This is a genomic window from Serpentinimonas barnesii, assembly GCF_000696225.1.
Lineage (GTDB): Bacteria > Pseudomonadota > Gammaproteobacteria > Burkholderiales > Burkholderiaceae_C > Serpentinimonas > Serpentinimonas barnesii.
On the sequence record NZ_BAWN01000021.1, the window covers coordinates 64,795 to 77,165 of the forward strand.

The 12,371-nt window shown below is 67.0% G+C and carries 11 protein-coding genes; 3 read left to right on the forward strand and 8 right to left on the reverse strand.

Annotated elements, in window-relative coordinates; genetic code table 11:
- The 3 genes from SRAH_RS07175 to argB all read right to left on the reverse strand — a co-directional run bounded on the left by SRAH_RS07175 (position 1) and on the right by argB (position 3,552).
- Positions 1 to 1,797: an acyl-CoA dehydrogenase C-terminal domain-containing protein gene (locus tag SRAH_RS07175; protein ID WP_029462670.1), complete on the reverse strand. Its 1,797-nt coding sequence runs from the start codon at positions 1,795 to 1,797 to the stop codon at positions 1 to 3.
- 42 nt (positions 1,798 to 1,839) lie between these two features.
- Positions 1,840 to 2,520 carry a TetR/AcrR family transcriptional regulator gene (locus SRAH_RS07180; RefSeq protein ID WP_082210111.1) on the reverse strand — a complete coding sequence of 227 codons (681 nt, stop codon included), beginning with the start codon at positions 2,518 to 2,520 and terminating at the stop codon, positions 1,840 to 1,842.
- 129 nt (positions 2,521 to 2,649) lie between these two features.
- Positions 2,650 to 3,552 carry an acetylglutamate kinase gene (argB, locus tag SRAH_RS07185; RefSeq protein ID WP_029462672.1) on the reverse strand — a complete coding sequence of 301 codons (903 nt, stop codon included), beginning with the start codon at positions 3,550 to 3,552 and terminating at the stop codon, positions 2,650 to 2,652.
- Positions 3,553 to 3,729: 177 nt separating this feature from the next.
- On the opposite strand from argB, the gene SRAH_RS07190 reads away from it, so the two are divergent.
- Both SRAH_RS07190 and miaB read left to right on the forward strand, forming a co-directional pair.
- Positions 3,730 to 5,301 (forward strand): CYTH and CHAD domain-containing protein, encoded by a 1,572-nt coding sequence (locus tag SRAH_RS07190; RefSeq protein ID WP_052369126.1) that lies wholly within the window; start codon positions 3,730 to 3,732, stop codon positions 5,299 to 5,301.
- 61 nt (positions 5,302 to 5,362) lie between these two features.
- Entirely contained in the window at positions 5,363 to 6,715 is a 1,353-nt protein-coding gene (gene miaB / locus SRAH_RS07195) for a tRNA (N6-isopentenyl adenosine(37)-C2)-methylthiotransferase MiaB (protein WP_029462674.1), read from the forward strand.
- Positions 6,716 to 6,747: 32 nt separating this feature from the next.
- Here the strand turns inward: miaB and SRAH_RS07200 are convergent, their stop codons facing one another.
- Complete coding sequence (locus SRAH_RS07200) at positions 6,748 to 7,755, reverse strand: sensor histidine kinase (protein ID WP_029462675.1); 1,008 nt, start codon at positions 7,753 to 7,755, stop codon at positions 6,748 to 6,750.
- A 94-nt stretch (positions 7,756 to 7,849) separates the two neighbouring features.
- Between SRAH_RS07200 and xth the strand changes: the two genes are divergently transcribed.
- Positions 7,850 to 8,650, forward strand: coding sequence for an exodeoxyribonuclease III (gene xth / locus SRAH_RS07205; RefSeq protein WP_029462676.1), 801 nt, complete (start codon positions 7,850 to 7,852; stop codon positions 8,648 to 8,650).
- Between the two features lie 67 nt (positions 8,651 to 8,717).
- On the opposite strand, the gene SRAH_RS07210 is transcribed toward xth, so the two are convergent.
- The 4 genes from SRAH_RS07210 to SRAH_RS07225 are packed head-to-tail and all read right to left on the reverse strand — an operon-like array spanning position 8,718 to position 12,371.
- The gene (locus tag SRAH_RS07210) at positions 8,718 to 9,476 is read right to left on the reverse strand and encodes a transposase (RefSeq protein ID WP_197537862.1); all 759 of its coding nucleotides are present in this window, start codon (positions 9,474 to 9,476) and stop codon (positions 8,718 to 8,720) included.
- Between the two features lie 11 nt (positions 9,477 to 9,487).
- On the reverse strand, positions 9,488 to 10,684 hold the full coding sequence (locus SRAH_RS07215; RefSeq protein WP_029462678.1) for a deoxyguanosinetriphosphate triphosphohydrolase: 1,197 nt from the start codon (positions 10,682 to 10,684) through the stop codon (positions 9,488 to 9,490).
- A gap of 44 nt (positions 10,685 to 10,728) precedes the next feature.
- On the reverse strand, positions 10,729 to 11,829 hold the full coding sequence (gene aroB / locus SRAH_RS07220; protein WP_029462679.1) for a 3-dehydroquinate synthase: 1,101 nt from the start codon (positions 11,827 to 11,829) through the stop codon (positions 10,729 to 10,731).
- Positions 11,826 to 12,371: a shikimate kinase gene (locus tag SRAH_RS07225; RefSeq protein ID WP_029462680.1), complete on the reverse strand. Its 546-nt coding sequence runs from the start codon at positions 12,369 to 12,371 to the stop codon at positions 11,826 to 11,828. Before SRAH_RS07225 ends, aroB begins: the two co-directional genes overlap by 4 nt.

Consider the following 12,371-nt stretch of genomic DNA (forward strand, 5'->3'; position numbering starts at 1 on the left):
TCAAGCCAGCGCGGCTTCGGTGTCCATCAGGCTGGCGCCGCCGGCGCGCGCGGTGCGCATCAGCATAGCGGTTTCGGGCAGCAGCTTGGCAAAGTAAAAACGCGCCGTTTGCAGCTTGGCGGTGTAGAACGGGTCTTGGCTGCCGGTTGCAATCTGCTTGAGCGCCACCGAGGCCATGCGGGCAAAAAAGTAGGCAAACACCAAGTGTCCGGCCACGCGCAGGTAATCCACCGCGGCTGCGCCCACTTCGTCGGGGTTTTGCATGCCCTTGAAGCCGATTTCGGTGGTGAACTTGTTCATCTGCTCGCCCAGGTAGGCCAGCGGGTTGATGAACTCGGCCATCTTTTCGTTGACGCCCTCTTGCTCCACCAGCGCCGCCACCAGCTTGCCAAACTTTTTCAGCGAAGCGCCGTTGTTGCCCAGCACCTTGCGGCCCAGCAAGTCCAAGCTCTGCACCGTGTTGGTGCCTTCGTAGATCATGTTGATGCGGGCATCGCGCACGTACTGCTCCATGCCCCACTCTTTGATGTAGCCGTGGCCGCCAAAGACCTGCTGGCACATCACGGTGGCGGTCCAGGCGTTGTCCGAGACGAAGGCTTTGGCGATGGGGGTGAGCAGTGCCAGCAGCTCGGCGCTGTCTTTGCGCACCTTCTCGTCCGGGTGGTTGATTTCTTGGTCAAGCAACAAGGCGCAGTAGCTCATCAGTGCGCGCCCACCTTCGGCGTAGGCCTTGGCAGTCAGCAGCATCTTGCGCACATCCGGGTGCACGATGATCGGGTCGGCCGGCTTGTCTTTGGCCTTGGCGCCCGAGAGGCTGCGCATCTGGAGGCGGTCTTTGGCGTAGGCGAGCGCGTTCTGGTAGGCCACCTCGGTCAGGCCCAGCGACTGGTTGCCCACCCCCAAGCGCGCTGCGTTCATCATCACGAACATGGCTTGCAGGCCCTTGTTGGGCTGGCCCACCAGCGTGCCGGTGGCGCCATCGAGCATCAGTTGGGCGGTGGCGTTGCCGTGGATGCCCATCTTGTGCTCGAGTCCAGAGCAGAAAATGGGGTTGCGCGCACCCAGCGAGCCGTCGGCTTGCACGTGGTACTTGGGCACCAAAAACAGGCTGATGCCTTTGCTGCCGGCCGGGGCGTCGGGCAGGCGCGCCAGCACCAGATGCAGGATGTTTTCGGTCAGGTCGTGCTCACCGGCGCTGATGAAAATCTTTTGCCCGGTGATCTTGTAGCTGCCGTCGGCTTGCGGTTCGGCCTTGCTGCGCAGCAGCCCGAGGTCGGTGCCGCAATGCGGCTCGGTCAGGCACATGGTGCCGGTCCACTCGCCGCTCACCAGCTTGGCCAAGTAGGTTTTTTTCTGCTCCGGCGTGCCGTGGGCGTGCAGGCACTCGTAGGCGCCGTGGCTCAGGCCAGGGTACATGGTCCAGGCTTGGTTGGCGCTGTTGAGCATTTCGTAAAAGCACTGGTTGACCACGAAGGGCAGGCCCTGGCCGCCGTATTCGGGGTCGCAGCTCAGGGCAGGCCAGCCGCCGGCCACGTACTGCTGGTAAGCCGCCTTGAAGCCGCTCGGCGCTTGCACCTCGTGGGTGGCTTTGTCGAGCGTGCAGCCCTCGTGGTCGCCGCTGATGTTGAGCGGGAACGCCACCTCGGCGGCAAATTTGCCCCCTTCTTCGAGCACCGCGTTGAGGGTCTCGATATCGGCATCGGCGTGGGCCGGGCAGGCCTTGAGCGCATCAACGGCGTGCAACACTTCGTGCAACACAAATTGCATGTCGCGCAGCGGCGGGGTGTAAGCGGGCATGGGACGGGTCTCCAGTTGAAAAGGACGGTGAAACGAAACGGGTTAGCAAAGGTGGCGCGCCAGCAGATTCTCAAAACCCTGGCGGGCGTGCTGCAGCCCCTGCGGGTTGCGCAAAAAACGGGCGTCGTAGTGCAAGGCCAAAATCAAGCCATGAATTTCAAAGGCAATCTGGTGCGGGTCGGCCTCGGGCCGCAGATGGCCTTGCGCGACCGCGGCCTGGACCGCGCGCCGCATGGCCGCCTGCCAGGTGTTGACGGTCTGCACCAGCTCGTCGCGCACCGGGCCGGGGCGGTCGTCGAATTCGACCGCGCCGCTGATGTAGACGCAACCCGAATCGATTTCGAGCGCGGTCTGGTGCATCCACAGATCGAACAAGGCGCGCAAGCGCGGCAGCCCGCGCGGCTGCTGGAGCGCCGGATAGAACACGTCGCGCTCGAAGCGCCGGTGGTATTCCCGCACCACCGCTATCTGCAAGTCTTCGCGCGAACCGAAATGGGCAAACACGCCCGACTTGCTCATGCCCAAGACCTCGGCAATGGCCCCAATGCTCAGACCCTCAAGCCCAACCGGCGCCGCCAAGGAGAGCGCCGCATCCAAAATGGCGGCGCGCGTTTGCTGGCCTTTTTGCAAGGCCCGCACGGCGCGCGTGCCCGCATTGGGCGCCACACGGGTGCGGCGCCTTTCCTCGGGCGGGACAGGCTGGGTGGAGTGGGCAAGCGTCATGGCAAAAAATACGAACGATCGTGCTATTTTATGCCGATGCGGCGGCCTGTCAAGTCGCCGAGTGCGCCCCGCGACATCGGGGTTTACCCTGATTCGAGCCGCCCGGTCAGCCCCTTGCGGGGCCAGGGTTCAATCGACGCAGATCGTGGTGCCGCAGGCTTGCTGACCCAGAGCTTCGAGCAGCATCGCATGCGGCACCCGGCCATCGATGATGTGCACCGCCTTGACACCACTTTTGGCGGCTTCCAGCGCCCCCGCAATTTTGGGGATCATGCCGCCGCTGATGGTGCCGTCGAGCACCAAAGCCTCGATTTGCGCCATGCTCAGGCGCGCCAGCAACTGGCCTTGGCGGTCGAGCACGCCGGGGATGTTGGTGAGCATGAGCAGCTTATCGGCCTGCAAAGTGGTGGCCAAGCGGGCCGCCACCACGTCGGCGTTGATGTTGAAGCTCTGATTGCCCGCGCCACAACCGATCGGACTCACCACCGGGATGTAGCCCTGGGCCTGCACGGTGTGCAGCAAGGCCGGGTCAATGGCCACGATGTCGCCCACCTGGCCGATGTCGTGCAGCACCGAGGGGTCGGAGGCGTCGGGCAGGCGCAGGGCCTGGGCCCGGATCAGGCCGCCGTCGCGCCCCGTCAGCCCCAGCGCACGGCCGCCGGCTTGGTTGATCAGGCCCACGATTTCTTGCTGCACCTGACCGGCCAGCACCCATTCCACCACCTGCATGGTTTCGGCGTCGGTGACGCGCATGCCCTGCACGAAGCGGCCCTGCTTGCCCAGGCGCTGCAACAGGCTCTCGATCTGCGGCCCGCCCCCGTGCACCACCACCGGGCGCAGGCCCAGCAGTTGCAGCAGCACCACGTCTTGGGCAAAAGCCTGCTGCAACGTGGGGTCGGTCATGGCGTTGCCGCCGTACTTGATGACCAGCGTTTGGCCTTGTTGCTGGCGCAGACTGGGCAACAAGCTGGCCAGCACGGCGGCGCGATCGGCGCTGGTGATCGGATGGGATGTGGATGCGCTGGGATTCATGGTGGATGGGACGGCGGCTACAAAGGGCTACAGGGGGCAACAGTGCGTTGTCATTGTGCCGCAATTGCCCCTTGCGCCGCGGTCGGTAGCGACCCATAATGGGCGCGCTGAGTCGGGGCGGCGGTTTTTTTCTGATCCCGAGCAGGAACCCGCAACCTTGACCGGATTCACATTGCCATGCGCGCTCCTCAAGAAATCGAACTCAAGCTGCTGGTGCCGGGCCTGTCGGCCGAAGCCGCCTTGCAAATCATGCGCCGCTCGCCCAGCTTGGCTCGGCGCAAGCTGCGCCAGCAGCAACTGGTGAGCCGCTACTTCGACACGCCCGAGGGCTTGCTGCAACAGCAGCGCTGCGCCTTGCGCGTGCGCCACTGCAGCGATGCGCTGGCGCCCACCGACGCCGAAGGGCCCCAAGGGTGGATTCAAACCCTCAAAACCGCTGGCCAGTCGCGCGGCGGCTTGAGCCAGCGCGGCGAGTGGGAGTGCAGCGTGGCCGGTGACCGCCCCGAGCGCGAGGGGCTGCGCGGCACCGCCTGGGACGCACTCGACCCGGTTGACGCGCTGTTCGAGCGCTTGCAGCCCTGCCACGAGACGCGCTGCCTGCGCAGCAGTTGGCTCATCACGCGCCGCGACGGCACGCTGCTCGAGGTCACGCTCGATGCCGGCCATGTGCTCGCCAACGGGCAGTCGCAGGCGCTGCTTGAAATCGAGCTCGAGCTGCTGGCCGGCTCACCGCAGGCCCTGTTTGACTTGGCCGACGAACTGGCGCAGCGCCTGCCCTGCCTGCCTTCCAACGTGAGCAAAGCCGAGCGCGCCGCCTTGTTGGCGGCACAGCGGCTGCACCTGCCCGTGCGGGCGCGCCAGACCGAACGCCAGCCCGGCGAAGGGTTGCATGCCCTGGCGCTGCGCGTGCTGGGTGAGATGCTCGACCAATTCATGCGCAACCTTGAGGGCCTGCTGCACAGCGACGCCCCCGAATGGGTGCATCAGGCGCGGGTGGGCTGGCGCCGCTGGCGCAGCCTGCAGCGCCTGTTGCGCCCCTTGATGGGCCCGGGCCCCGATTTCGCGGCCCTGCGCCCCCTGCTCGATGCGCTGGGTCAGCAGCGCAACCTCGACGTGGCCTGCACCGAAACCCTGCCCGCCTGGGCCGGTGCTTGGGCTTGTGCACAGGCCGGTGCAGCCGCCAACGCGGCCAGCGCGACGGCGCAGCCGGTCCAAGCCGAGGCCCCGCCCAACGCCTGGGAACAGGCCGAACAGCGGCTGCAAGCGGCGCGCACGGCGCAGCGCGAGCAGTTGCGTCAAACCTTGCTCAAGCCAGCCACGGGGCAAGCCCTGCTGGTGCTGGCGCGCCATCTGTGGCAACTGGGCCAACAGCCCGTGGCCATCAAAAAAAGCTGGGCCGGTGGGCGGCTGGCGCGCTGGCACCGCCGCCTGCACACCCTGTTGCAGGGCGAGCAGGCCCAGTTGCTCGATGTGGCCACGCTGCACGAAGCGCGCTTGTTGGCCAAACGTTTGCGCTACGGCAGCGAGGCCCTAGCCAGCGCCCTGCCCGCCAAACGGCTGCGCCAAAGCCAGCAATGGGTCAAAGACGCCACCCTGTGGCAAACCCGCATCGGCCAAGCGCGCGACGCCTGGCAACTGGCCCTGCTGCTGCAAGAACACACCGACGCACCGGCTGCCTTGTTTGGGTTCATGCAGGGTGTGGCCGCGGCCATGGAGCGCGCCGCCCAAGAGGCGGCCAGCCCGGGCTAAAATCCGCAACCCTGACCCCCCAGCCAGCCTCTGGATCTACACCACGAACCGCTGCGTCCCCATGAGCAAAAAAGTCTTTATCAAAACCTTCGGCTGCCAGATGAACGAGTACGACTCGGACAAAATGGCCGATGTGCTGGCCGCCGCCCAAGGCTACGAACCCACCACCGACGTGGAGCAGGCCGACCTGATTTTGTTCAACACCTGCTCGGTGCGCGAAAAAGCGCAAGAAAAGGTGTTCTCCGACCTCGGGCGCGTGCGGCACCTGAAAAAAAAGGGCGTGCTGATCGGCGTCGGCGGCTGCGTGGCCAGCCAAGAGGGCGAGGAAATCATCCGCCGCGCGCCCTACGTCGATCTGGTGTTTGGCCCGCAGACCCTGCACCGCCTGCCCGAGCTGCTGAATGCGCGCGCGGCGCAGCAGCGGCCGCAGGTGGACATCAGCTTTCCCGAAATCGAAAAGTTCGACCACCTGCCACCGGCCAAGGTTGAAGGGGTGAGCGCCTTTGTGAGCATCATGGAAGGCTGCAGCAAGTATTGCAGCTACTGCGTGGTGCCCTACACCCGCGGCGAGGAGTTCAGCCGCCCGCTCGACGAGGTGCTGCTAGAAGTTGCCACGCTGGCCGAACAGGGCGTGAAAGAAGTCACGCTGCTGGGCCAAAACGTCAACGCCTACCAAGCCCGCATGGGGCCAGACGGCGAGCTGGCCGACTTTGCCCTGCTGCTTGAATGCGTGCACGAAATTCCCGGCATCGAACGCATCCGCTACACCACCAGCCACCCCAAAGAGTTCACGCCGCGCCTGATCGAGGCCTACGCGCGCCTGCCCAAACTCGTGAGCCACCTGCACCTGCCGGTGCAGCACGGCAGCGACCGCATCTTGGCGGCCATGAAACGCGGCTACACCGCGCTCGAATACAAAAGCACGGTGCGCAAGCTGCGCGCAGTGCGGCCGGGGCTGTCGCTGTCGAGCGATTTCATCGTCGGCTTCCCCGGCGAGACCGAGGCCGACTTTGCCCAACTCATGAAGCTGGTGCAAGACTTGGGTTTTGACAACAGCTTCAGCTTTGTCTTCAGCCCGCGCCCCGGCACCCCAGCCGCCAACTTGGCCGACGACACGCCCGCCCCGCTCAAACTGCAACGCCTGCACGCGCTGCAAGCGCTGCTCGATGCGCAGGTGCAGGCCATCGCCGAGCGCTTGGTGGGCAGCGTGCAGCGCATACTGGTCGAAGGCCCGTCGCGCAAACACGCGCACGAACTCACCGGCCGCACCGAGTGCAACCGCAGCGTCAACTTCGACGCCGGTGCACAAGGCGCGCGCCTGATCGGGCAGATGCTGGAGCTGCGCATCACCGAGGCGCGCTCGCATTCGCTGCGCGGCGAGCTGTGCCTGAACGAGGCGGTGCTGGCAGCCTGATCCGCGGCCCGCAGCGGGGTCTTATAGCCCCGTCATCCCCAGCGCAAGGGCAGCCGCACCAGCACCACGTGCTCGCGGTCGGTGTGGTAGCGCTTGATCTGCGCGTCGGCGTCGAAATGCAGTTGCAGGCGCTCGCGGATATTGCCCAGCGCCATGTGGTTGCCCCCTGACGGTGCAGGGGCTGCTGCGCCATGCGGGACCAGCGAGTTGCGCACAAACAGGCGCAGCTCGGCACCCTCCAGATACGCCTCCAGCGACACATCCGCCCCCTCGGGCGCGGGCTCGACCCCGTAGCGCACCGCATTCTCCAGCAGCGGCTGCAGCAGCAGCGGCGGCACCAGCGCGTGCAGCGGCGCGTGCTCGGTGCGCCACTGCATGCGCAGCCGCTGCGGCCCTAGGCGCACGGTTTCGATCTCGATGTAAGCGCGCGCCAGCGCCAGCTCCTGCGCCAGCGGCACCAGGGTGCGCGCATCGCTGAGCAGCGCCCGGTACAAATCGGCCAGATCCTGCAGCACCGCCTCGGCCTGCTGCGGCTGGGTGCGCAGCAAGGCCAGCACGCTGTTGAGGCTGTTGAACAAAAAATGCGGCCGTATGCGCGCCTGCAAGGCCGCCAGCCGCGCATCGGCCAGCGCGGGTGACAGGCGCTGCTGGCGCCAGTCAAAATAAAACAGCAGCGCCCCCGCCAGCAGCAGCGCCACGCTGGCGCTGTGCGCCACCGAACCCGCCAGCGCCAGCCCCAAGCCCTGCTCCACCGCCACGTGCCAGAGCGCCGCCACCAGCGCCGCCAGACACAGCACCAGCACCAGCCCGCGCCGGTAGCGGGTGCGCGCCAGCAGCGGCTGCAGCAGGTACAGCAGCAACACCGTGGCCAGCAAGGGCGGATCAAAACGCACCGACTGCTGCACCAGTTGCTCCCACCAGGGCTGGGCGCTGGGCCAGTCGAGCACGGCATGCACCAGCCGCAGCGCCTGCGCCAGCAGCAACACCCGCAACCACACCCCCAGGTTGCGAAAGTCGGGCAAGGTGGAGGCGGTCGTCATGCGTGTCGATGGGTGGGTCGGGCTCCATTGTGGCGCATGGCGCGCATAGGGCTGTGCGCCGCGCCAGATCCGGGGTGCCCTACACTTGGCATCCATGAAAATCGCCACTTGGAACGTGAACTCGCTCACCGTGCGGCTGCCGCAGGTGCTGGACTGGCTGGGGGCGCAAGAGGCGGCCGGGGCGCCGGTGGATGTGCTGGCGCTGCAGGAGCTCAAGCTCAGCGACGACAAATTCCCCGCCGCTGCGCTGGAGCAGGCCGGTTACCACGCGGTCTGGCTGGGCCAAAAAACCTACAACGGGGTGGCGCTGCTGGCACGCCAGCCAGCGGCCGAGGTGCAGCGCAACCTGCCCGGCTTGGCCGACGAGCAAGCGCGCCTGATCGCCGCCACCTACCTCACCGGCGGCACCGAGCCCCAACCGGTGCGCGTGGTGGGCGCCTACTTCCCCAACGGGCAGGCGCTGGGCAGCGACAAGTTTGCTTACAAGCTTCGCTGGCTGGAGGCGCTGCGCACCTGGCTGGCGGCCGAGCTGGCGCGCCACCCACGGCTGCTGCTGCTGGGCGACTTCAACATCACCTTCGACGACGCCGACGTCTGGGACCCGGTGGGCCTGCACGAGTCCATCCACTGCAGCAGCGTGGAGCGCGCGCACCTGCAAGCGCTGCTGGAGCTGGGCCTGCACGACGCGCACCGGCTGTTTCCGCAGCCGCCCAAGAGCTACACGTGGTGGGACTACCGCCAGCTTGGCTTTCAAAAAAACCGCGGCCTGCGCATCGACCACATCCTGCTCAGCGACGCGCTCAAGACCCGTGCCCGCGCCTGCCAGATCGACCGCGCCCCGCGCAAAAACCCCCAGCCCAGCGACCACGCGCCGCTGTGGGTGGAGTTGGGGTGAGGAATCGACAACGTGTGACTGACGAACCTAGGCTCTGGCCGGTATCAGGCGCCCGAGCCACCCCCAACTAGGAAGGCTGGGGCCGGGCGGGGCCGGGGTGAGGAATCGGAACGTGTGACTGACGAACCCCGGCACCGCCCGGCTCCAGCCGAGGCCGCCCGCGCGACGCCGGCTGCAGCCGCCGCGCCGTTTGCTGTTGCAACTGGGCCACAAAATCCGGGCTGCCCAGCGCCCAGCCCTTGAGCGCGGCCTGCTCCAGCCGCTGCTGCGCCGCCTCGCTCAGGCCCCGCGCCGCCAGCGCCGCGTAGGCGGCCTCGCGCTCAAACGGGGTGTTGCCCAATTGCCAATAGACCGCCGGAACGCTCAAAGCCGGCTCGTGGCGCAGGCCGGCGTAATGGCCATGGCTGCTCCAGGCGTACTCGGCGGTCGTGCGCGCCAAGCCCAGCCGCACCGGCTGCGTGTCCAGGCTCAGCAGCGCCGGCAACAGCTCGGTTTCGGGCTGCAACACCGTGCCCCGAAAACGCCCCTCCCACAGCGTGCCCACTTGGCCGTGGCGCAGGTTGTAGCGGCGCACATAACTGCGCCCGAGTGCTTGCATGGCACGCGAAACAGCCCCCTCGGCCAGCGGCGTCAGCAGCAGGCGCACCTGCTGCGCTAGCAGCACGTAGCCGTGCCAGTGCAGCGGCTGCAGGCGCACGGCTTCGGTCAGCAGCTCCAAAAACGCCAAGCGGTCGCTGGCATCGGCAAACAGCTCGCCCCCGTGGTGAGCACGCCAGATCAGCAGGTGCGGCAAGCCTGGTACGCTCAGTCGGGGCAGTCGCGCCATCGGTCAGTGGCTCAGGCGTCGAACAGGCTCTGGCCGGTCAGCCGCTGGTGCTCGCGCAGGGCGTAGCGGTCGGTCATGCCGGCAATGTGATCGGCCACGCGGCGGCGCAGGCTCAGGGGCGTGGCACCCTCTGCCAGCGCGGGCAGCTCAGCCGGTCGCTCGTGGTAGATCAGGTACAACTCGGTCACCACCTGGCGCGCGCGCCCGGTTTGCTCCAGCACCTGCGGGTGGCGGTACAGGTTGTGCATCAGAAAGCGCTTGAGGGCGCTGGCTTGCTCGCGCATCGGGGCCGAAAACCGCAACAGCACCGGGCTGCACCGCACCTCGTCGACCGACTGCACACCGGCCAGCAGGATGGCGCTGCGGCTGGCCTCGATCACATCGTAGACCTGCTCCGTGAGCATGCGCCGGATCGACTCGTAGAGCAGGCGCTTGCCGCGCAGCGCCGGGTAGGCCCGCAGCACGTCGCGGCGCTGGCGCTCAAACAGCTCCAGCGCTTCGAGCTGCTCCAGGCGCAAAAGGCCAGAGCGCACGCCGTCGTCGATGTCGTGCGCGTTGTAGGCAATCTCGTCGGCCAGGTTGGCCAGTTGCGCCTCCAGCGAGGGCGATCGACCCAGCAAGAAGCGCGCCCCCACGCCGCCCGGCTCGCGCCCTTCGAGCCACAGCGCATTGGCGCGCGAGCAGTGCTTGAGTATGCCCTCGCGGGTCTCGAAACACAGGTTGATGCCGTCGTGCTCGGGGTAGCGCTGCTCCAGCTCATCGACCACGCGCAGGCTTTGCAGGTTGTGCTCAAAGCCGCCATCGGGCTCGTTGGGGGTGGGCGCATCGTGTGACGGCCCGGGATCGGGCGGCAGTTGGTGCAGGCAGGCGTTGAGCGCGTCTTGTCCGGCGTGGCCGAAGGGGGTGTGGCCCAGGTCGTGCGCGAGCGCGATCGCCTCCACCAAGTCCTCGTGCAGCCCCAAGCTGCGCGCAATGCTGCGCCCCAATTGCGCCACTTCCAGCGAGTGTGTCAGGCGGGTGCGAAACAAATCGCCCTCGTGATTCAGGAACACCTGCGTTTTATAGACTAGGCGCCGGAAGGCGCTGCTGTGGATGACGCGGTCGCGGTCGCGCTGGAATTCGTTGCGCGTGGGGGCCGCGGCTTGCGGGTGGCGGCGGCCCCGGCTGCGCTCGGGCCAGCAGGCATAGGGCTGCAAGGGGCTAATCATGGCAGATTCGGTTCTTGGAAAGCCACGGCGCTGGAGTGGCGCACTTAGGCACAGCCCGCCGCTATCACTTCGCGCACCAAGGCATCGGGCACCGGCTGCAGGTGGGGCGCTCCGGCGTCATCGACCAGCACAAAACGAAGCTGGCCCGCGTCGGATTTTTTGTCGATGCGCATCAAATCGAGGTAGCGGCTGGCATTGGCAAGCGGGTCAGGCTCCAGCATGGGGGCGCGCACGGGGAGACCGGCTCGGCCAATCAGGTCGCTTAAGCGCTGCGCCCGCTGCGCCGACAAAAGGCCCAGCCGCTGCGACAGCCGCGCCGCCAGCACCATGCCGCAGCCCACGGCCTCGCCGTGCAACCACTGGCCGTAGCCCAGCCCGGCCTCGATGGCGTGACCAAAGGTGTGGCCAAAATTGAGGATGGCGCGCAGCCCCGTTTCACGCTCGTCTTGCCCCACCACAGCGGCCTTGATTTCGCAACTGCGCCGCACCGCGTAGGCCAGGACGGCGGGGTCGAGCTGGCGCAGCGCCTTCAAGTTGGCGTCGATCCAGTCGAGAAAAGCCAAGTCGCAAATCGGGCCGTATTTGATGACTTCGGCCAGCCCGGCACTGACCTCGCGCGCCGGCAGGGTGCGCAAGGTGTCGAGGTCGCAAACCACGCGCAGGGGCTGGTAAAAGGCCCCGATCATGTTTTTGCCCAGCGGATGGTTGATGGCGGTTTTGCCGCCCACCGACGAATCCACCTGCGCCAGCAAGGTGGTGGGCACTTGCACGAAGGGCACGCCGCGCATGTAGCAGGCGGCCGCAAAACCGGTCAGGTCGCCCACCACGCCGCCGCCCAAAGCGAACAACACGGTTTTGCGGTCGCAGGCGCGGCCGAGCAAGGCATCAAAAACCTGGTTCAGCGAATCCCAGCTTTTATAGCCCTCGCCATCGGGCAGTTGCAGCACGTGGACCTGGCCAAAACGCCCGGCCAAGGACTGCTGCAGCCGGGCGGCATACAGCGGCGCCACCGTGGTGTTGGTCACGATCAGTGCCTGCGTGGCGGCAGGCAGACCATCCCACGAGGCGCCGTCGTCGAGCAAGCCGGTGCCGATCAGGATCGGGTAGCTGCGTGCACCGAGTTCAATTTGTAGGGAGATGGTCACAGCGAAGCCTCGGATGTGTGTATGGGCTTGGGGGGGGAGCGTTGCAACTCCAGTTGGGCGGCAATCCAGTTGACCAGCGACGCCACCGAGGGCCGGCCGGTCTCGACCACGTGGTGCGCGGTCTCGCGGTAGAGCGGGTCGCGTTGGGCGTACAGCTCGCGCAATTTTTGCAGCGGGTCGGCCACTTGCAGCAGCGGCCGGCTGCGGTCGTGCTGCACCCGGCGAAACACCTCTTCGGGGCTGGAGCGCAAATAAAAGACGCGGCCGCGCTCACGCAGGCACTGCCGGTTGGCAGGCCGCAGCACCGCACCCCCACCGGTGGACAGCACGCACGGGGCGGCCTGCGTCAACTCATCGATCAGCGCCTGCTCCTCGTCCCGGAAGCGGGCCTCGCCCTCGCGCTCGAAAAACTCGCGGATGCTGCAACCCAAGCGCTGCTCGATGGCGCTGTCGGAATCCACAAAAGGCAGTTGCAAGCGCCGCGCCAGCAAGCGCCCGACCGTGGACTTTCCCGATCCGGGCAGGCCGATGAGGATGATCAA

Coding starts and splice junctions, on each gene's coding strand:
- argB (WP_029462672.1), bottom strand. CDS start 3,552: ATGAATCCCAGCGCATCCACATCCCATCCGATCACCAGCGCCGATCGC.
- SRAH_RS07210 (WP_197537862.1), bottom strand. CDS start 9,476: ATGGCGCGACTGCCCCGACTGAGCGTACCAGGCTTGCCGCACCTGCTG.
- SRAH_RS07200 (WP_029462675.1), bottom strand. CDS start 7,755: ATGACGACCGCCTCCACCTTGCCCGACTTTCGCAACCTGGGGGTGTGG.
- xth (WP_029462676.1), top strand. CDS start 7,850: ATGAAAATCGCCACTTGGAACGTGAACTCGCTCACCGTGCGGCTGCCG.
- SRAH_RS07190 (WP_052369126.1), top strand. CDS start 3,730: ATGCGCGCTCCTCAAGAAATCGAACTCAAGCTGCTGGTGCCGGGCCTG.
- SRAH_RS07180 (WP_082210111.1), bottom strand. CDS start 2,520: ATGACGCTTGCCCACTCCACCCAGCCTGTCCCGCCCGAGGAAAGGCGC.
- SRAH_RS07175 (WP_029462670.1), bottom strand. CDS start 1,797: ATGCCCGCTTACACCCCGCCGCTGCGCGACATGCAATTTGTGTTGCAC.
- SRAH_RS07215 (WP_029462678.1), bottom strand. CDS start 10,684: ATGATTAGCCCCTTGCAGCCCTATGCCTGCTGGCCCGAGCGCAGCCGG.
- miaB (WP_029462674.1), top strand. CDS start 5,363: ATGAGCAAAAAAGTCTTTATCAAAACCTTCGGCTGCCAGATGAACGAG.